Raw genomic sequence first — 19,363 nt, 5'->3', positions numbered from 1 at the left:
CTCAGCATCAGGTGAGGTAGCGGACCTCGCGGTTCATGCCGTTCTCCATGTGGTAGTGGTTGTGACAGTGGAACAACCACGCACCGGCGTTGTCGGCGACGAAGTCGAACTCGACGACCCCGCCGCGGGGCGGGACGAGCACCGTGTCCTTGACCGGTCCGCGCCCCGAGGGTGTCGCCACCCAGAACGGGTGGCCGTGCAGGTGCATCGGGTGGGCGAGGTCGGCGGTGTTCGTGAGCCGGAAGCGGACCAGCTCGCCGGCGGCGACCTCGAGCGGGTCGGCGTCGGGGTAGCGCTGGCCGTTGATGCGGCTGTTCGAGGTCAGCGTCAGGTCGAAGGTCCGGTCGGGCCCGGTGTTCGGGCGGGTGCGCTCGCCGGCGTAGTGCAGTTCGTCGTAGGGGGCCTGACGCCCACTCAGTTCCGCGGGCCGCTCGTCGACCGACGGCGGGTCCGACGCCGCCGCGTCGGTGTAGCGCAGGACGGCCCGGGCGAAGCCCTTCTTCGCCTCCGGCAGAGCGGCCAGCTGCCAGACCCCGGGGTTGTCGGCGGTGACGACGACGTCGTACCGCTCGCCCATGCCCAGGCGCACGGCCTCGACCTCGACCGGCTCGATCGGCATGCCGTCGGTGTGCGTGATCGTCATGCGGTGCCCGGCGATCGCGACGACGAAGCCGGTGTCGGCCCCGATGTTCATCAGCCGGAGCCGCACGCGCTCCCCGGACCGCACCTCGAAGGTCTGCGGGTCCGCCGCGGGGCGACCGTTGATCAGGTACATCGGGTAGACCTTGCCGCCGAGGCGCTCGCCGGGGTTCGCCCCGGGCGGGGGCGGCGCGTCCTCCTCGGGCTCACCCGCGGCGTCGTCGGCGGTCGGTGAGGGGCTGGGGGAGCTGCTCGCGGACGAGCCCTTGTTGCCGCCGAACCCGCCGAGGAAGTCGAAGCCGCCGGCCGGGCCGCGGGGCGGGGCGGTCGCGTGCCCCGAGTGGACGCCCGGCTCGGTGACGCCGAGTCCGTCGCGCCAGTCGTCGATCATGACGACGTACTCGCGGTCGTAGGGCAGCGGCTCCTCGACGTCGGAGGTGACGATCAAGGGCCCGTACAGGCCGAGGTCGAGTTGGTGGCCGACGTGCGCGTGGTACATGAACGAGCCGGCGTCGGGGACCCGGAACTCGTACTCGAACAGCTCGCCCGGGCGGACCGCGTCCTGGGTGACGCCGGGGACGCCGTCCATCGCGTTGACGAGGTTGATCCCGTGCCAGTGGATCGTGGTCTCGTCCGAGAGGGCGTTGGTGAGGCGGGCACGCACGGTCTCCCCGCGCTTGAGCCGGACCTCCGGACCAGGCACGGAGCCGTTGTAGCCCCAAGTCGTCACGACCGTGCCGGCGAGGTCGATCTCGATCGGCGAGGCGGCCAGGGTGCCGGCCGCGTTGCCGGGCTGGAGCAGCCCGATCCCGGTGGGGCTCGGGTTCGCGGTCGGACCGGTGGTGGCCGGCGGCACCGGGATCAGGCCCGGCCGGTCGTCGTTCGCGCACCCGGCCAGCACGCCGAGACCGACGCCCCCGGCCACGCCGAGGAAGCGCCGGCGCGGCATCGGCCGTCCGGGTCCGGTCACCAGGTCTCCTTGGAGCGCGCGAACGGGGCCCGGCGGAAAGCCGGGCCCCGTCGTCAGAGCGAAATGTTACGTGCGTCAGCCGGAGGTCGAGGTCGGTTCCGGGGACGCGGTCTCCTCGTCGTCCGAGGCGGTCGAGGCCGAGGACGAACCCGAGCTCGACGACGAGCCGGAGGACGAGCCGGACGACGAGCCGGAGCTGGACTCGGAACCCGAGGAGGACTCGGCGTCGGAGGTCGCGTCGGCGCTCGGGCTGGCCGTCGCCTCGCTCGGGTCGACGACCTTGAGCTCCTCCATCATGCCCTTGGTGAAGTGGGGCGGGCCGTCACCGTTGAACTCGTGCTCGGCGTCCGAACCCTCGGAGATGAAGCACAGCACCGCGTAGCGGCCGGGAGTCAGCTCGAAGAAGTTCGTCGCCGTGGTGCCGGGAGCGGCGAGGACCACGCCCATCGGCTGGACCTTGCCCTCGACCTCGTCGTCGTCCATCTGGAGGAGCTGCTCGACGGACTCGGTGACGTCGTCGCCGATCCGCATGAGGACCATCTCGTGGAACTCCTCGCCCTCGTTGGTGAGGGTGAGGGCGGTCAGGCCGGCGGAGGTCTCGGCGGGGAGGCCCTCGAACTCGTAGTCGGCCGCGGTGGCCGCCAGCTTCGAGACCTCGCACCGCTCGGCCAGGAAGTCGTCGACGACCTTGTCGGCGGCGGCGAAGTCCGCGTCCATGAAGAACTCGGGGTTGCCGTCGGTGATCGCCTTGTCGAGGGCAGCGGCCTGCTTCTCGACGTCGGCCTTGACCTCGGGCTGCGCCGTGCGGACGTACTCGTCGTAGAGGCTCTTGTAGGTCGCGGAGATGCCCTGGCCGACGACCTGCGGGTCCGGGCTCGCAGACTCGGAGCCCTCGCCCTCCTCGGGCGGGCCGCCCTGGAGGAAGGCGGCGTCGATGGCCACCTTCGCCTTGCAGAAGTCGTCGATCGACGGGGCGGCCGACGGGGACGGAGAGTTGGGCTGGCTGGGGGACGCGATGGGGTCGTCGTCGTCCGCGCACCCGGCGAGGAACAGGGCCGAGGCGAGAGCGGCGGTGGCGGCGAGCAGACGCCGCTTCGGGGTGTACATGCGGGTTTCCTTCCGGGGGTCGTGGCCGGGCGCGCTGGTCGTGGGGCGTTCACGGCGCATTCCCAGGCAACGCAGACCTTAGGCCGATGCCCGCCAAGTCCGGGGCGAAACGGACCCATGAATTGGGAAGGATGAGGCGGGCGAGACGAATGTGACCGAACCGAAACAAACGTCGGCGGATCGGGAGGTCAGTCGGGGCGGGCGAGGGACAGGCCGAACCGCCCGGCGGCGTCGGTCCACCACCGGGTCAGGGCCAGGTCGGCGGCGTCGAGTTCGGCCGCGACGCCGGCGCGGCGGAACTTCGCGGAGATCTCGGTGCGCATCGATTCGCCCGCCCCGAAGGCGACCTCGAGGTCGAGGGCCGCGATGTGCACGCGCTGCGCCTCGCGGGTGCGCAGGCGCATCTCGATCCACTCGTTGCGGGCGTCCCAGACCGCGACGTGCTCGAACGCCTCGACGGCGAAGTCGGCCCCGAGCTCGCGGTTGATCACCCGGAGCACGTTGCGGTTGAACTCCGCGGTCACCCCGGCGGCGTCGTCGTAGGCCGGCACGAGGACGTCGGGGGACTTCACCAGGTCGGTGCCCAGCAGGAACGCGTCACCCGGGCGCATCCGGGCGCGGACGGCCGTGAGGAAGCGGCGCCGCTCGGGCGGGGCGAAGTTGCCGATGGTGCCACCGAGGAAGACGAACAGGCGCCGGTCACCGGAGTCGGGGAGCCGGTCGAGGTGGGAGTCGAAGTCGCCGACGACGGCGTTCACCTCGAGGTCCGGGTAGTCGCGGAGCAGCGCGCTCGCGGCGTCGGTCAGGGCGGCGGCGGAGACGTCGATCGCGACGTAGCGGCGCAGCGTCCCCGCCGTGTCGAGGGCGTCGAGCAGCAGCCGGGTCTTCTCCGACGACCCGGACCCGAGCTCGACGACCGTGGACGACTCGGCCGAGGCCGCGATCTCGGCGGCCTCGCGGGCGAGGATCTCCCGTTCGGCCCTCGTCGGGTAGTACTCGGGCAGCCGCGTGATCTGCTCGAACAGCTCGCTGCCGCGGGCGTCGTAGAACCACTTCGGCGGCAGGGTCTTCGGCGTCGCCGTCAGCCCGGTGCGGACGTCGGCCCGCAGCGCCTGCTCGGCGAAGTCCGGCGGCAGATGCTCGGTGAGCGTGAAGCGGTCCGACGTCTCGAGGATGGTCACAAGCTCTCCAGGGTCAGGTTCTCGGCGGTGGCGACGAGCAACGAGTTGTCGGGCACGTCCATCCAGCCCTCGGCGTCGTCGAACGGTTCGGAGGCGACGATCACCGCGGGCGCGACGTCGCCGTCGGGCGTCGGGACCCCGCCCTGGCGGTGGCACAGGGTGTCGCCGGCGGTGGTGGCGACGATCTGCTCGCCGTCGAGCAGCAGGAGGTTCGTCCGCGCCCCGGTGGCCTCATGGACCCGTCGCGTGACGGCGGCGACCGCCTTGCCCGCGTCCTCGCCCGCCTCGAGACGCTCGAGGAGCAACGCCCAGATCAACGTCGAGTCGGTGAGCGTCTGCTGCCGGGCCAGGGCGGCGAACGGAAGGTCGGCGGCGAGCGCCGCGGCGCTGTCCGGCCAACCGGGGATCGCTCCGTTGTGGCTGAACAGCCAACGCCCGGCGGTGAACGGCGCGGCCGCGCCCTCCTGCACGGGGTGGCCCGGGGTCGCCGACCGCACCGCGCCGAGGATCGCCCGCGACCGCGTCACCCGTGCCAGCCCGCGCACGTTCTCCTCGCCCCACAGCGGGACCGCGCGCCGGTAGCGAACCGGCTCGGCCTGCCCGTCGACGTACCACCCGAAGCCGAACCCGTCGGCGTTGAGCAGCCCGTGCTGTTGCCGCCGCGGGGCGTACGACTGCCGCTCCAACCCGAACGGGGCCGCGTACACGAGGTCGTGCAGCGACGCCGCCGGGCCGAGGTAGGCGAATTGACGGCACATCAGTTCTGCTCCGTTGCGTCGCGTGCTGTCCGGAAGCCGACGAAGATCTGACGCCGGATCGGGTAGTCCCAGTTGCGGAAGGTTCCGCGGCAGGCGACGGGGTCCACGGCCCAGGAGCCGCCGCGCAGCACCTTGTACTCGCTGCGGCCCCCGGGGGCTGGGAAGAACACCTCGGAGTACTCGCGGTAGGGGAACGCGCGGAAGCCGGGGTAGCCGGTGAAGTCGCTGCTCGTCCACTCCCAGACGTCACCGATCAGCTGGTGCACGCCGGCGGGGGAGGCGCCGTCGGGGTACGCACCGACCACGGCGGGGCCGAGGTGGCGGCCGCCGAGGTTCGCGCGTTCCGGCGTCGGGTCCTCGTCGCCCCATGGGTAGCGGCGCGACCGGCCGGTCCCCGGGTCGTGGCGTGCGGCCTTCTCCCATTCGGCCTCGGTGGGCAGCCGGCGTCCCGCCCACCGTGCGTAGGCGTCGGCCTCGTACCAGCAGACGTGCTGCACCGGTTCGTCCGGCACGATCTCGGCCTCGACCCCGAAGCGGCGGACCACCCAGCCCGATCCCTCGCGGCGCCAGAACTGCGGAGCGTCCCAGCCGGCGGAACGGATGTGCCCCCAGCCGGCCGGATGCCAGAGCCGCTCGTCGGAGTATCCGCCGGCGGCGACGAACTCGGCGTACGCGGCGTTGGTCACCGGCGTCGTGTCGAGGAAGAACGCGGGGACGTGCACGCGGTGCGCGGGCCGTTCGTTGTCCAGCGCCCAGGGCTCGAGGTCGGTGCCCATCTCGAACTCGCCGCCAGGGACGAGCACCTCGGCGGGCAGGGCGGCGCGCAGGTCGGCCGACCGGCGCGGAGCCGGCGGCGCGGTCAGGACCGCCTCGCCCTCCCGGAGCTGGTGCGTCGCGAACATCGTCTCGACGTGCTGCTGCTCGTGCTGCGCGACCATCCCGAAGACGAACCCGTCGCGGGTCAGGGGATCCGCGCCCTCCAGGGCCGCCGCCTCGAGGAGGTCGAGCACCCGGCCGCGCACCTCCCCGACGTAGCGACGCGACTCCGTCGGGTCGAGCAGGGGCAGTGCCGGCCGATCCCGCCGGGGGTGCCGGAACGCGTCGTAGAGCTCGTCGATCGTCTCGGGCAGGATCGCGTCGCGCTGCCCCACCTGCCGGAGCAGCCAGAGTTCCTCCTGGTTGCCGATGTGCGCGAGGTCCCACACCAGCGGCGACATCAGCACCGAGTGTTGCCGCGTCAGATCCCGGTCGTCGACGGCGTCGGTCAGCGCCCGGGTCCGCCTCCGCGCCCGTTCGAGATCGGCCGCGATCCGTTCCCGCAGCCCGTCGACCGCTCCGTTCCGTTCAAAAAGGGTGACACCCTTTTTTGACAGGGGGGTGGCTTCCCGTCGTGCGGCCGCGGTCACGGCGTCTCCTTCCCGGGGGACTTCCCGGCGGACCAGGCGTCGAGGGTGTCGTCGGCGGGGCAGCGGCCCCGCTCGACGTAGCGGTCGGCGAACGCGGCGAGGGCGGGGGCGAGCCCGGCGGCGTCGAGCCGGCCGAGCGCGCCGAGGGCGGCGGTGAAGCATCCCTTCGCGGCGACGGCGAGCTCGGGGTCGGCGAGGCCGTCCCGGCGGGCGCGCAGCAGCACCGCCGGGTCGGCCGGGACGGACTCCAGCACCTCCCGGGCGCGGTCGGCCGCGGTCGGGTCCGAGCAGAGCGCCCAGACCAGGGCGAGCGCGGCGCCGGCGTCGGCCTCGGTCCGCTGGGCGTCGAGGACGCGCAGCTCGAGGTGACCACGCGGCCGGACCGGCGGGAACAGCGTCGTCAGGTGGTACGCCAGGTCCGCCTCGGTCACCGGCCGCGGGCCACGACCCCGGAGCCAGTCGCGGAAGGTCAGGCCGGGCGGGGCGCTCCAGTCCGGGCCCTCGGTCCGGACGCAGAGCACCGGGGCCGCGAGGGCGTACTCGGTCCACGCCGTCCGTGCGTCGAGGCCGGGTACGGGCACGGGCCGGGTCCGGGCCGGGTCGAGCGCCGCCCACACCGCGGCGCGACCCGAGCGGGCGCCCCGCGCCGGTCCGGTCGGGACGGGGGAGTTGGCGAAGGCCGCGACGAGCACGGGCGTGAGGGCGTGGAGGAGGTCCCAGCGGGCGGACACGTCCGCGCCGACGTCGAGGTTGATCTGGACGGCGGCGGTCGAGCACATCATCGAGCGGCCGACGCCGCCCTGCCGGTCGAAGTACGCCTCCATCGCGGCGTACCGCGGCTGCCGGAGGACCCGGCGCGGCGGTCGGAGCGGGTCGAGACCGAGGCCGACGAGTTCGAGCCCCGCGGGCGCCAGGGCGGCGCGGAGGGCGGCGACGTCGGCGGTGATGCGACGCAGACCCTCGACGGGGTCCGGGAACGGGTCGCTGGAGAGTTCGAGCTGGCCGCCGGGTTCGACGGTGAGGCGGCCGGTTGTCAGAACCTCGCCGACGGAACGGGCGAGGTCGAGGTCGCCGGGGGAGAGGTGGCGGGCCGGGTCGGCACGGTGGCGCAGGAGCCATTCGAGTTCGATGCCGACCAGGCGCGGGGGCCCGGTCTTGAAGCACGTGCTCGCGACGTAGGTCTCGGCAGCGACCTCGGAGAAGCGTCCCGCGGCGATCCGCCGACCCAGGTGCTGGTCCACGTGGCGCCGCCTCCTCTTGCCCGCGTCTGGAGCAGGTGCGCGCGAACTGCCCGTCCGCACGTCCTCCGAACCCTAGGCACGGGGACCGACATTCCGGGTCGACAAATCTGACGATCAGCTGACGGTCGTCCGACCTTCTCCCGGTGTCCGGTGCGCTACGATGGTGTCTCGATATCAAGATACTTTGGATCGAGACAGAAGTAAGGCTTACCTCACAAACTCCGGCCCGCAGGGCGGACGGGAGGATGACGAGGTGTTCGGAGAGAGGGAGACGTCGTGAGCGCTTCGGTGGACAGCTTCGGCAGCCGCGGGACTTTGCAGGTCGGCAACAACAGCTACGAGATCTACCGGTTGAGTGCGGTCGAGGGTGCGGCGAACCTCCCGTTCAGCCTCAAGGTGCTGCTCGAGAATCTGCTGCGGACCGAGGACGGCGCGAACATCACCGCCGACCACATCCGCGCGCTCGGTGGCTGGGACCCCGCGGCCGAGCCGGACACGGAGATCCAGTTCACGCCCGCCCGCGTCGTGATGCAGGACTTCACCGGCGTCCCCTGCGTCGTCGACCTCGCGACGATGCGTGAGGCCGTGCGCGACCTCGGCGGCGACCCGAACAAGGTCAACCCGCTGGCGCCCGCCGAGCTCGTCATCGACCACTCGGTCATCGCCGACTTCTTCGGCACCGGCGACGCCTTCGCCCGCAACGTCGAGCTGGAGTACGAGCGCAACTTCGAGCGCTACCAGTTCCTCCGGTGGGGCCAGACCGCCTTCGACGAGTTCAAGGTCGTCCCGCCCGGCACCGGCATCGTCCACCAGGTCAACATCGAGCACCTGGCGCGCGTGGTGATGGTGCGCGACGGGAAGGCGTACCCCGACACCTGCGTCGGCACCGACTCGCACACGACGATGGTCAACGGCCTCGGCGTCCTGGCCTGGGGCGTCGGCGGCATCGAGGCCGAGTCCGCGCTGCTCGGTCAGCCGGTCTCGATGCTCATCCCGCGCGTCGTCGGCTTCAAGCTCTCCGGCGAGCTGCAGGACGGCGTCACCGCGACGGACCTCGTCCTGACGATCACCGAGATGCTGCGCGAGCACAAGGTCGTCGGGAAGTTCGTCGAGTTCTACGGCCCCGGCGTCTCCGCGGTGCCGCTCGCGAACCGCGCCACGATCGGCAACATGAGCCCGGAGTACGGCTCGACCGCCGCGATGTTCCCGATCGACGCCGAAACCCTGCGCTACCTCGAGCTGACGGGCCGTCCGGCGGAGCAGATCGCGCTCGTCGAGGCGTACTGCAAGGAGCAGGGCCTCTGGCACGACCCGGCCGCGGAGCCGCGCTTCTCCGAGCACATCGAGCTCGACCTCTCGACGGTCGTCGCCTCGATCGCCGGCCCGAAGCGTCCGCAGGACCGCATCGCGCTGACCGACGCTCAGGCCGCGTTCCGCAGCAGCCTGCGCGACTACGTCGACCACACCGAGTTCGACGCGACCAGCGAGGTCGACCAGGCCTCCGCCGCCTCGTTCCCGGCCAGCGACCCGGCCACCCCGGCCCCGGGTGACGAGCACGCCGACGACACCAACGGCGCCCCGCGCGTCCCGGTCGGCGCCGGCTCCGGCCGCCCGTCGAAGCCTACGACCGTCACGCTCGCCGACGGCTCCACCTTCGAGATCGACCACGGCGTCGTCACGATCGCCGCGATCACGTCCTGCACCAACACCTCGAACCCGTCGGTCATGGTCGGCGCGGCGCTCGTCGCGAAGAAGGCCGTCGAGCGCGGCCTGACCCGCAAGCCGTGGGTGAAGACGACGCTGGCCCCGGGCTCGCAGGTCGTCTCGGACTACTACGACCGCGCGGGTCTGACGCCGTACCTCGACAAGGTCGGCTTCAACCTCGTCGGCTACGGCTGCACGACCTGCATCGGCAACTCCGGGCCGCTGCTGCCGGAGATCAGCAAGGCGATCAACGACGCCGACCTCGCCGTCACCGCGGTGCTCTCCGGCAACCGCAACTTCGAGGGCCGGATCAACCCCGACGTGAAGATGAACTACCTCGCGTCGCCGCCGCTCGTCGTCGCCTACGCGATCGCCGGGACGATGGACATCGACATCCTGAACGACCCGCTGGCGACCGACCCCGAGGGCAAGCCGGTCTACCTGCGCGACATCTGGCCGTCGACGGCCGAGGTCGAGGAGGTCCTCGCCGGCGCCGTCACGCAGGACATGTTCCTCAAGGACTACGCGGACGTCTTCGCCGGCGACCAGCGCTGGCAGTCGCTGCCGACGCCGACCGGCTCGACCTTCGAGTGGGACGCGAACTCCACCTACGTGCGCAAGCCCCCGTACTTCGACGGCATGGCGATGGAGCCGTCGCCGGTCAGCGACATCACCGGTGCGCGGGTGCTCGCCAAGCTCGGCGACTCGGTCACGACCGACCACATCTCGCCGGCCGGCTCGATCAAGGCCGACTCGCCCGCGGGGAAGTACCTGACCGAGAACGGGGTCGCCCGGCCCGACTTCAACTCCTACGGCTCGCGCCGCGGGAACCACGAGGTCATGATCCGCGGCACGTTCGCCAACATCCGGCTGCGCAACCAGTTGGTGCCGGGTGTCGAGGGTGGTTTCACCCGCGACTTCACCGCCGGCGGCGAGCAGAGCACGATCTACGACGCCTCGGTGAACTACCAGGCCGCCGACATCCCGCTGGTGATCCTGGCCGGCAAGGAGTACGGCTCCGGGTCCTCCCGGGACTGGGCGGCCAAGGGCACCGCGCTCCTGGGCGTGAAGGCTGTCATCGCCGAGTCCTACGAGCGCATCCACCGCTCGAACCTGATCGGCATGGGCGTGCTGCCGCTGCAGTTCCCGGAGGGCCAGACGGCCGACTCGCTGGGCCTGACCGGCGAGGAGACGTTCGACATCGTCGGCGTGGACACCCTCAACGCCGGGGAGATCCCCTCGGAGGTGACGGTGCGGGCCGGCGGCGTCGAGTTCGCCGCCAAGGTCCGGATCGACACCCCGGGTGAGGCGGACTACTACCGCCACGGCGGGATCATGCAGTACGTGCTCCGCAAGCTCATTTGATTCGTCGCGTCCGGCCAACTGCGGCCATGAGTCACAATTGGCCGGACGCACGCGAACGTCTGGAGGACTGGGTGGGGTTGCTCGAGGAGATCTCGGGGCCGGCTGACGTCAAACGTCTGCGGCCCGCCGAGCTCGAGACGCTCGCCGCGGAGATCCGGAACTTCCTGGTCGAGGCCGTCTCGCGCACCGGGGGACACCTCGGGCCGAACCTGGGCGCGGTCGAGCTCTCGATCGCCCTGCACCGGGTCTTCGACTCCCCGCGGGACCGGATCGTGTGGGACACCGGTCACCAGGCCTACGTGCACAAGATCCTCACCGGCCGGGCGGCGGACTTCACGACGCTGCGCCAGAAGGGCGGCCTGTCGGGCTACCCGTGCCGGGCGGAGTCCGAGCACGACGTCATCGAGAACTCCCACGCCTCGACCGCCCTGTCCTACGCGGACGGGCTGGCCAAGGCCTACGCGCTGCAGGGGGACACCTCCCGCGCGGTCGTCGCGGTCGTCGGTGACGGGGCCCTGACCGGCGGTATGGCCTGGGAGGCGCTGAACAACATCGCCGCCGCCCCGGACCGGCCGGTCGTCATCGTCGTCAACGACAACGAGCGTTCCTACGCGCCGACGATCGGCGGGCTCGCCAACCACCTCTCGGCGCTGCGCACCAAGCCGAACTACGAGCGGTTCCTGCGCTGGAGCGGTACCCGCGTGCAGCAGACCCCCGTGGTCGGGCGCACGGCCTTCCACGCCCTGCACGGGCTCAAGAAGGGCCTCAAGGACTGGCTGGCCCCGCAGGGGATGTTCGAGGACCTCGGGCTCAAGTACGTCGGCCCGATCGACGGTCACGACATCGGAGCGCTCGAGGCCGCGCTGATGCGGGCGCGCAACTTCGGCGGGCCGGTCATCGTCCACGCGATCACCCGCAAGGGCGCCGGCTACGCCCACGCCGAGAACGACCTCGCCGACCACTTCCACGGCATCGGCGTTCACGACCCGCTGACCGGCCGCCCGCTGACCGCCAAGAGCGGCACGTCGTGGACCTCGGTCTTCGCCGACGAGATGGTCGCCGTCGCCGACGAGCGGCCCGACGTCGTCGCGATCACCGCGGCGATGCTGATCCCCGTCGGCCTGCACCACTTCGCCGACAAGCACCCGAACCGGGTCTTCGACGTCGGCATCGCCGAGCAGCACGCCGTGACCTCTGCGGCCGGGCTCGCGATGGGCGGCCTGCACCCGGTCGTCGCGGTCTACTCGACCTTCCTCAACCGCGCGTTCGACCAGGTCCTGATGGACGTGGCGCTGCACGGCTGCGGCGTGACGTTCGTCCTCGACCGCGCCGGGGTCACCGGCGAGGACGGCGCCTCCCACCACGGCATGTGGGACCTCGCGATGCTGCAGCCGGTCCCCGGCCTGCGCCTCGCGGCCCCGCGCGACGCCGCCCAGTTGCGCGCGCAGCTGCGCGAGGCCCTCGACGTGGACGACGCCCCCACCGTGGTCCGCTTCCCGAAGGGGACGGCCCCGGACGAGGTGCCGGCGATCGACCGCGTCGGCGGCGTCGACGTCCTGCACCGCGCGGGGGAGCCGGACGTGCTGCTCGTCTCGGTCGGTGCGATGGCGGCGACCTGTCTCGACGTCGCGCAGCGCCTCGGCGACCAGGGCGTCGGCGTGACCGTCGTCGACCCGCGCTGGGTCAAGCCGGTCGACCCGGCCCTCGTGGAGCTCGCCGCCGGCTACCGCCTGGTGGTGACGGTCGAGGACTCCGGCCGCGTCGGTGGTGTCGGTGCGTCGATCGCGCAGGCGCTGCGGGACGCCCGGGTGCGGACCCCGGTCCGTGACTTCGGTATCCCGCTGCAGTTCCTGCCCCACGGGACGCGGGCCGAGGTCCTGTCCGAGATCGGGCTGACGCCGCAGGAGATCTCGCGCGAGGTCGTCGAGATCGTCGCGGGCCTGCAGGACGTACCCGAGTCCGCCGACCGTCCCGCCCCACGTGCCTGAGGCTCTTTCCGAGCCTGTTCCGGCCGACGGGCCGACGGGCGCTCCCGAGCCCGCGCTGATCGAGCGCACGTCGCGCGAACGCACGTCCGTCGACCTGCTCGTCCTCGGTGCCGGCACCGCGGGACTGGCCGCGGCCGTCCGGGCCGCGCGCCGGGGGCGGAGCGTCCTGGTCCTCGACCACGCCGAGCACGTCGGGGGCCTCGCCGCCAGCTTCGACCTCGCCGGGATGCCGGTCGACTACGGCAGCCACCGGCTGCCCGCGCGGCTCGCGCCGGACGTCCTGGCCGACCTGGAGGAGTTGCTCGGGCCGGACCTGCAGACCCGCCGGCGCAGCGCCCGGGTGCGCGTGGCCGACCGCTGGGTACCGCTGGAACGGCCCGCGTCAGACCTGCGGCGGCTGCTGCCCCACCCACTGTTCACCGCGATGATCTGGGACGCGACCCGCACCGCCCTGCACCGCAGCGGTGGGGACGACTACGCCGACGCGATGCGCGCGCGGGTCGGGCGGCGGATCTACGAGGCGGTCCACGAGCCGTACGCCCGCAAGATCTGGAACCAACCCGGCTCCCGGCTCGACGCCGAGGCGACCGGCCGGATCGTCGGCGCCGACATCACCTGGCGGGCGGGTCGCAAGTACCGCGCGGCGGGGTCGGAGTACCGCTACCCGCGTCGTGGGTTCGGTCAGATCGCGTCTGCGCTCGCCGACGCCGCGGTCGACGCCGGGGCGGAGATCCGGCTCGGGACGGAGATCGACGCCGTCGAGCCGGCGTTCGGCTCGGTGACCGTGCGTACCTTGGAGGGCGCAAGTCTGACAGGCCGTCACGCATTTTCGACGTTGCCTCTGCCGCGTCTGGCGCGGTCGACGCGGCCCGGTCCGCCGCTGGGTGCGATCGAGACCGCGACCCGGCTGCGGTTCCGCGGGATGGTGCTCGTCTTCCTCGTGCACGAGGGCGGCCGGTGGACCGCGCACGACTGCCACCACATCCCCGGCGACGACACCCCGGTGCTGCGGATCTCCGAACCGGCTAACTATCGCGACAACGCCGACGACCCCGTCGGCCACACGGTCCTGTGTGCGGAGCTGCCCTGCGCCGTCGGCGACGAGATCTGGACCGCGGGCGAGGCTGACCTCGCCGACCTCGTGGTGGCGGCGGCGGCGCGCACCGACCTGCCGGAGATCCGGGTCGTGCAGGTCCAGGTGCACCGTTCGGCGATGTACTACCCGACCTACACGCTCGGATACGACCGCGACCTCCACGGCCTGGACTCCTGGCTGCGCGGGATCCCGTCCGTGACCTCGTTCGGCCGGTTCGGGCTGTTCTTCCACGACAACACCCACCACGCCCTGCTCCTGGCCCGGGAGGCGGTCAACGCCCTCCGGCCCGACGGCGCGTTCGACCACCTCCAGTGGGAACGCGGCCGCGAACGCGTCGAGGCGCTGCTCGACTGAGGTTGCGGCCTCAGGAGGCGTCGGGCTCCGCGGCGGGTTCGGCGGCGGCCTTGGCGGCGTCCTCGAGGCCGGTCACGATCACCCCGGCGGTGAGGGCGATCTGCCACGGTCGGGCGCCGTAGCCCTCGAGGGCGGCGGTGATGACCTCGAGCGTCGGGTTCTCTGGCGGCGACCACGCGATGCGCCGCACGTAGTCCGGGGCGAGGAGGTTCTCCGTCGGGAGCTTGTTGGCCTCGGCGACGGCCCCGAGGGCGGCGCGCAGGGCCGCCAGGCGGGCGGCGGCCGCCGGGTCGCGCTCGGCCCAGCTGCGGGGCGGCGGGGGACCGGTGGACGGCAGATGGGCCGGCGGGAGCTGGTCGTCCGGGAGCGCCCGGGCGGCCTCGATCGCGGCGAACCAGGTCCCGGCCGCACGGCGGGTCGAGCGGCCGCCGAACACCGGCATGGCGGCGAGCTGCTCCACCGACGTCGGCATGGCCAGGGCGGCCTCGACGATCGCGCTGTCCGGGAGGATCCGGCCCGGGGCGATGTCGCGGGTGGCGGCCATGCGGTCGCGGGTCTCCCAGAGCGAGCGGACGACGGCGAGCTGGCGGGCGCGGCGCACCCGGTGCAGCCCGGAGACGCGGCGCCAGGGGTCCACCCGGGGCCCGGGGAGGGGGTTCGCGACGATCGCGGAGAACTCCTGGTGGGCCCACTCGAGCTTGCCGTCGGCCCGGAGCTGGGCCTCGAGGGCGTCGCGGAGGTCGACGAGGACCTCGACGTCGAGGGCGGCGTAGCGCAGCCAGGGCTCCGGCAGCGGCCGCACGGACCAGTCGACGGCCGAGTGGCCCTTCTCCAGGCTGAGGCCGAGGACGACCTCGACCATGCTCCCGAGCCCGACCCGGGGGTAGCCCAGCAGACGCCCGGCGAGCTCGGTGTCGAAGATCCGCTCCGGGCGGAGCCCGACCTCGGCCAGGCACGGAATGTCCTGGCTGGCGGCGTGCAGGACCCATTCGAGCCCGCTCACGGCCGCAATGATCGGGGTGAGGTCCGGGCAGGCGATGGGGTCGATGAGGAGGATCCCCGAGCCGCGGCGCTGCATCTGGATCAGGTACGCCCGCTGACCGTAGCGGTAGCCGGACGCGCGCTCGGCGTCGACGGCCACGGGCCCGCTGCCGGCCGCCAGCGCAGCGGCTCCTGCGGCCAGGCTCTCGGCGGTCTCGATGACCGGCGGAACTCCGTCGGCCGGTTCGAGCAGGGGGACCGGTCCGTCGCCGTCGCGTGCGTCGTCGGCGGGGCTGGTCACGGGCCTTACGTTACGGCGTCGCGCCGTGCGCGCGCCGTCAGCCTGCAGCTTTGTCGTGTCGTCCGAACCGCAAACGGTCCGGCCCCCCTGGTCGTGCGTGTGGTGCCGCTCGATCCGCGCCGCCCGGGTGCGGGTCGTCAGTCGATCGCGCGGGCCCGGATGGCCGTGGCGACCATGCCGGCGCGGTCGCCCGTCCCGAGCTTGCGGGCGATGCGGGCGAGGTGGCTCTTCACCGTGAGCGCGGACAGGCCCATGGCCTCGCCGATGTCGCGGTTCGAGCGGCCCTCGGCGACGTGCCGGAGCACCTCGACCTCACGCGCGGACAGGCCCAGGCGCGTCGCGGCGCGAGCGGCGTCGGAGTCCGGCCCCCCGCCGGTGACGCGACCCGCGAGCACGCAGCTGCGCACGCGGGCGGCGAGCGCGGCCCGGGCGGCGCGGGCGCCGTCGGCCAGGGGTACGACCGCGCAACCCGCCCAGCCGGCCCGCTGGAGCTCGGCGAGGAGCAGGATGCCCGAACCGTCCGGCAGGGCCGCCTCGGCGAGGCAGACGTCCCGCGGACCGGCCGTCCGGGCCCAGGCGCGGGCCTGCAGGACCGTCCCGGCCTCGGTCACGTCCTTGGCGCCCAGGGCGCGCAGACGGCGTACGGCAAGGGCACGGCGGTACGGATCGGCGCCCACCACCATCGCGGTGAACCACCCGGTGCGTTCGGCACCGAGCGGCAGGTCGTCCGGAGCGAAACGCGGCTCGCGCAGTTCGCGCGACTCGCGGACCAGCGGGGACGGCACCCGTGGCGGGGGCGGAACCGTGCGGTTCGGTCGCGTCAGGACGGAATTCGCCGCCCGAGGCGCGGATTCGAGGAGCGTCACGGAACCTCCCGGTGTTGTGGCCTTTAAGAGCCCATCGGCCGTTCCGGGAGATTCCTTGAATGCTTCTTTACCGAACTTTACGTTTGAGACGTCACAGAGACGGGAGTGACAGGAGGTATCAGCGTCCCCTGCGTCCGCTTGCGCCCCGTTTTACCCCAGCTCTCCGCGGCGCGCCAGAGGTGCCCGGCATCTGGACGACACCGGGGGGAGTGGGGGGCAGCCCGCACGCGGTGCAGAGCACCTCGATCCAGGCCTCGACGTGAGCCGCCAGGTCGCCCTCCAGGGGGCTCCAGGACGCACGAATCTCCAGCTCACCGCCGGGTTCGGCGTCATCCTCGGCCAGTTCGCCGAAGGGGTGCGACTGCACCCGGGTGACGGTGCCGCCGGCCGCCACCAGGGGCAGCCCGTGGGCGCCCAGCGTCTCCGCCAACCACCCCCACGCGACCTCGGGGAGCAGGGGGTCGGTGATGAACTCCGCCTCCAGCGTCGTGCGGAGGTAGGTGACCAGCCGCAGCCGCCCCTCCCAGGCCTCCGGACCCGCGGGATCGCAAAGGAGGATTAAACGACCGGAAGCGACATCCTCGCCCGCGATCGTCACGGTGGCCATCACGGCGGCGGCGTACGGCGCCAGCTGCTGCGGAGCCGGGCACTCGACCAGCTGGACCTCGGGGCGCACCTTCGCGGCCTGGATGCCGTTCAGTGCCTCGAGGAAGTCCGGGGGCAGATCCATCAGCCGGGTCGGCGGGGGGCCGTCCTTCTGGAGTCGCGTCACTCGGGCCTCCTAGCCGTCCACCCCGAGCGAATTCGCTCGGGCCGTGCCGTTCCGGCGGTGCTCGCGCACCCGTCGACGCACGGTGACACGACGGTCCTACCCAACCGTGGATCGAACGCGGCGTGTCGCATGGGACGATCGGCCCCATGTCGCTGGCGTCCTCCGAGTCTGGTCCAGTTGCCGCCGATCCGCGAGGCTCGGCGTTCGTCCGGGCCTGCCGTCAGGAGCCGGTCCCGCACACGCCCGTGTGGTTCATGCGGCAGGCGGGGCGGTCCCTGCCCGAGTACCGCAAGGTGCGCGAGGGCATCGGGATGCTGGAGTCCTGCACCCGCCCCGAGCTGATCACCGAGATCACGATGCAGCCGGTCCGCCGCTACGGCGTCGACGCGGCGATCTTCTTCTCGGACATCGTCGTGCCGCTCAAGGCCGTCGGCGTCGACCTCGACATCGTCGCGGGCGTCGGGCCGGTCGTCGCGCAGCCGTTCGCGGACTGGGCGGACCTCGACCGCCTGCCGGTCCTGGACCCGGCCCAGGTGTCCTACGTGGACGAGGCGGTCCGGCTCCTGGTCGCCGAGCTCGGCGCGACCCCGCTGATCGGGTTCGCCGGGGCGCCGTTCACGCTCGCGTCCTACCTCGTGGAGGGCGGGCCGTCGAAGAACCACGAGAAGACCAAGGCGATGATGCTCGGCCGCCCGGACCTCTGGGCCGCCCTGCTCGACCGCCTGGCCGACATCACGGCCGTGTTCCTGCGCGTCCAGGCGGGCGCCGGGGCCTCGGCGCTGCAGCTGTTCGACTCCTGGGCCGGTGCTCTCGCCCCGGTCGACTACGTCCGCTCGGTGATGCCGGCGAGCGCCAAGGTCTTTGCCGCGGTCGAGGACCTCGGGGTGCCGCGCATCCACTTCGGCGTCGGGACCGGCGAGTTGCTGGGCCTGATGGGGGAGGCCGGGGCCGACGTCGTGGGCGTCGACTGGCGCGTCCCGCTCGACGAGGCCGCCCGCCGCGTCGGCCCGGGCAAGGCCCTGCAGGGCAACCTCGACCCCGCCGTCCTGTTCGCGGGCACCGACGCCGTCGACGCCGGGGTGGACGCCGTCCTCGCCGCCGCCGCCGACCTCCCGGGCCACGTGTTCAACCTCGGCCACGGCGTCCTCCCCGACACCGATCCCGACGTCCTCGCCCGCGTCGTCGACCGCGTCCACGCCCGCACCGCCCGCTGACCCCGCCCGGCGAGAACCTGCGGGATGACGTCCCGCACGGGTGGGGTGTCGGCCCTCCTGCGGGCTGACAGGGGCCCTGCCCGGGACGTCATCCCGCAGAACGGGCCGGCTAGAACTCGCGGACGAAGATGTCGTCGCGGCCGTTGGTGTCGCCGCGGACGAGGTTGGACGCGCGGGAGCCGAAGGCGACGATGCGGCCGTTCGCGCTCATCGCGGGGAACGAGGTGCTCTCGGCGTTCGCGGGGCGGCCGGTGGGGCTCGAGGTGACGCGGACGAGCGCGCCGGTGGTCAGGTCGGCCCGGTAGATGTGGAAGTCCGCGCCGCCACGACCACCGGAACCGCCGCCGCGGAGGAGGTTGCCCGCCGCCGAGAGGAACAGCAGGTACCGCCCGTTCGCCGACAGGACCGGTCCGCCGGAGATGCCGTCGGCCTGGCCGCCACCGGGGCGGACGCTGACGCGCCGGGTCGTGCCGGTCCGCAGGTCGCGGACGAAGACGTCGTCGACGCGGTTGGTGTCCCCGCGGACCAGGTTCGACGCCGTCGAGGCGAACGCGACGTAGCGGCCGTTCGCGGAGATGACCGCACCGCTGCTCTCGCCGTTGCCCTGCCGGCCCTTCGGGCCGACGCTGACGCGCGTGATGCGGCCGGTCCGCCGGTCGAGGACGAAGCAGTCGAAGACGTGGTTGGTGTCGCCCGGGACGAGGTCGCGGACCTCGGAGGAGAACGCGACGTACCGGCCGTTCGCGGAGATCGACGGGTCGACGCCCGCGACGCCGGGCAGACGCGTGCGTTTCCCGGTCCTCGTGTCGTGGACGAACATCCCGGCGAGGTCGGAGTCGTCGCCGACCGAGCGCAGGGGAGTCCCGACGTTGTAGACGACGTACCGCCCGTTGCGGCTGATCACCGGCGAGGTGCCGCCGGTGGTCTCGCGGTCGTCGGTGGCGAGCGAGAGCCGGACGGTGCGCTTCGTCCGACGGTCGTGGAGGAACACGTCGGCGTCGCCGTTGGTGTCGCCGGGGACGAGGTTGGTCGCCTCGGACACGAACGCCACCCAGCGTCCGTCGCCGGAGATCGCCGGGGTGTACGAGCCCCGGTTGCCCTCGGCGCCCGCGCTGGAGACGCTCACGCGGGTCGTGCGCCCGGTCCGGCGGTCGTGGACGAAGACGTCGGTGGCGCGGTTGGTGTCGCCGCCGACCAGGTCCGGGGCCTCGGAGTCGAACGCGACGAACCGGCCGTCGGCACTGATCGCCGGGGCGTAGCTGTCGTCGGAGCCCTGCCGGCCCGCACTGTCCACGCTGACGCGGGTGAGGTCACCCGGGGCGGCGACCGCGGGGGCCGAACCGACCGCCGCGGCCAGGACGAGCGCGCCCGCCAGCCCCCCGCACACCTGGGCAGCGACCGACATGGGGCGACGATACGT

The 19,363-nt window shown here is 72.9% G+C and carries 14 protein-coding genes; 4 read left to right on the top strand and 10 right to left on the bottom strand.

Going from position 1 to position 19,363, the window contains the following annotated elements; translation table 11 throughout:
* Window positions 1-7: 7 nt before the first annotated feature.
* The 6 genes from ABD401_RS16655 to egtA all read right to left on the bottom strand — a co-directional run bounded on the left by ABD401_RS16655 (window position 8) and on the right by egtA (window position 7,302).
* Window positions 8-1,609: a multicopper oxidase family protein gene (locus tag ABD401_RS16655; RefSeq protein ID WP_344606738.1), complete on the bottom strand. Its 1,602-nt coding sequence runs from the start codon at window positions 1,607-1,609 to the stop codon at window positions 8-10.
* Between the two features lie 75 nt (window positions 1,610-1,684).
* Window positions 1,685-2,716: a hypothetical protein gene (locus tag ABD401_RS16650; protein ID WP_344606736.1), complete on the bottom strand. Its 1,032-nt coding sequence runs from the start codon at window positions 2,714-2,716 to the stop codon at window positions 1,685-1,687.
* Between the two features lie 188 nt (window positions 2,717-2,904).
* Entirely contained in the window at window positions 2,905-3,897 is a 993-nt protein-coding gene (gene egtD, locus ABD401_RS16645) for an L-histidine N(alpha)-methyltransferase (RefSeq protein ID WP_344606734.1), read from the bottom strand.
* On the bottom strand, window positions 3,894-4,655 hold the full coding sequence (gene egtC, locus ABD401_RS16640; protein WP_344606732.1) for an ergothioneine biosynthesis protein EgtC: 762 nt from the start codon (window positions 4,653-4,655) through the stop codon (window positions 3,894-3,896). Before egtC ends, egtD begins: the two co-directional genes overlap by 4 nt.
* The gene (egtB, locus tag ABD401_RS16635; RefSeq protein ID WP_425566186.1) at window positions 4,655-6,028 is read right to left on the bottom strand and encodes an ergothioneine biosynthesis protein EgtB; all 1,374 of its coding nucleotides are present in this window, start codon (window positions 6,026-6,028) and stop codon (window positions 4,655-4,657) included. Before egtB ends, egtC begins: the two co-directional genes overlap by 1 nt.
* Window positions 6,029-6,057: 29 nt before the next feature.
* Window positions 6,058-7,302, bottom strand: a complete 1,245-nt coding sequence (gene egtA / locus ABD401_RS16630) for an ergothioneine biosynthesis glutamate--cysteine ligase EgtA (protein ID WP_344606730.1) — start codon at window positions 7,300-7,302, stop codon at window positions 6,058-6,060.
* A 276-nt stretch (window positions 7,303-7,578) separates the two neighbouring features.
* Here egtA and ABD401_RS16625 point away from each other — a divergent pair, with 276 nt between their 5' ends.
* From ABD401_RS16625 to ABD401_RS16615, 3 genes are all read left to right on the top strand, one after another.
* Entirely contained in the window at window positions 7,579-10,371 is a 2,793-nt protein-coding gene (locus ABD401_RS16625) for an aconitate hydratase (RefSeq protein ID WP_344606728.1), read from the top strand.
* A gap of 71 nt (window positions 10,372-10,442) precedes the next feature.
* Window positions 10,443-12,359, top strand: coding sequence for a 1-deoxy-D-xylulose-5-phosphate synthase (gene dxs, locus ABD401_RS16620; RefSeq protein ID WP_344606775.1), 1,917 nt, complete (start codon window positions 10,443-10,445; stop codon window positions 12,357-12,359).
* The gene (locus ABD401_RS16615) at window positions 12,352-13,809 is read left to right on the top strand and encodes a protoporphyrinogen/coproporphyrinogen oxidase (RefSeq protein WP_344606726.1); all 1,458 of its coding nucleotides are present in this window, start codon (window positions 12,352-12,354) and stop codon (window positions 13,807-13,809) included. The genes dxs and ABD401_RS16615 overlap by 8 nt, the downstream gene beginning before the upstream one ends.
* Before the next feature lie 10 nt (window positions 13,810-13,819).
* On the opposite strand, the gene ABD401_RS16610 is transcribed toward ABD401_RS16615, so the two are convergent.
* From ABD401_RS16610 to ABD401_RS16600, 3 genes are all read right to left on the bottom strand, one after another.
* Complete coding sequence (locus ABD401_RS16610; RefSeq protein WP_344606724.1) at window positions 13,820-15,091, bottom strand: HRDC domain-containing protein; 1,272 nt, start codon at window positions 15,089-15,091, stop codon at window positions 13,820-13,822.
* Window positions 15,092-15,228: 137 nt separating this feature from the next.
* Window positions 15,229-15,774: a LuxR C-terminal-related transcriptional regulator gene (locus ABD401_RS16605; protein ID WP_084671810.1), complete on the bottom strand. Its 546-nt coding sequence runs from the start codon at window positions 15,772-15,774 to the stop codon at window positions 15,229-15,231.
* Between the two features lie 301 nt (window positions 15,775-16,075).
* On the bottom strand, window positions 16,076-16,729 hold the full coding sequence (locus tag ABD401_RS16600; RefSeq protein WP_344606722.1) for a DUF3000 domain-containing protein: 654 nt from the start codon (window positions 16,727-16,729) through the stop codon (window positions 16,076-16,078).
* A 146-nt stretch (window positions 16,730-16,875) separates the two neighbouring features.
* Here ABD401_RS16600 and hemE point away from each other — a divergent pair, with 146 nt between their 5' ends.
* A complete protein-coding gene (gene hemE, locus ABD401_RS16595) occupies window positions 16,876-17,943 on the top strand; it encodes a uroporphyrinogen decarboxylase (RefSeq protein WP_344606720.1) in 1,068 nt (355 codons plus the stop codon).
* Between the two features lie 109 nt (window positions 17,944-18,052).
* Here the strand turns inward: hemE and ABD401_RS16590 are convergent, their stop codons facing one another.
* Complete coding sequence (locus ABD401_RS16590; RefSeq protein ID WP_344606718.1) at window positions 18,053-19,348, bottom strand: TolB family protein; 1,296 nt, start codon at window positions 19,346-19,348, stop codon at window positions 18,053-18,055.
* Window positions 19,349-19,363 lie beyond the last annotated feature (15 nt).

Source organism: Sporichthya brevicatena (assembly GCF_039525035.1).
GTDB lineage: Bacteria > Actinomycetota > Actinomycetes > Sporichthyales > Sporichthyaceae > Sporichthya > Sporichthya brevicatena.
This window is presented reverse-complemented; position numbering and strand designations above follow the sequence as displayed.

Excerpts from the sequence above, each read along its gene's own strand:
- ABD401_RS16650 (WP_344606736.1), bottom strand. The coding sequence starts at position 2,716 with ATGTACACCCCGAAGCGGCGTCTGCTCGCCGCCACCGCCGCTCTCGCC.
- egtC (WP_344606732.1), bottom strand. The coding sequence starts at position 4,655 with ATGTGCCGTCAATTCGCCTACCTCGGCCCGGCGGCGTCGCTGCACGAC.
- ABD401_RS16605 (WP_084671810.1), bottom strand. The coding sequence starts at position 15,774 with ATGGTGGTGGGCGCCGATCCGTACCGCCGTGCCCTTGCCGTACGCCGT.
- hemE (WP_344606720.1), top strand. The coding sequence starts at position 16,876 with ATGTCGCTGGCGTCCTCCGAGTCTGGTCCAGTTGCCGCCGATCCGCGA.
- ABD401_RS16590 (WP_344606718.1), bottom strand. The coding sequence starts at position 19,348 with ATGTCGGTCGCTGCCCAGGTGTGCGGGGGGCTGGCGGGCGCGCTCGTC.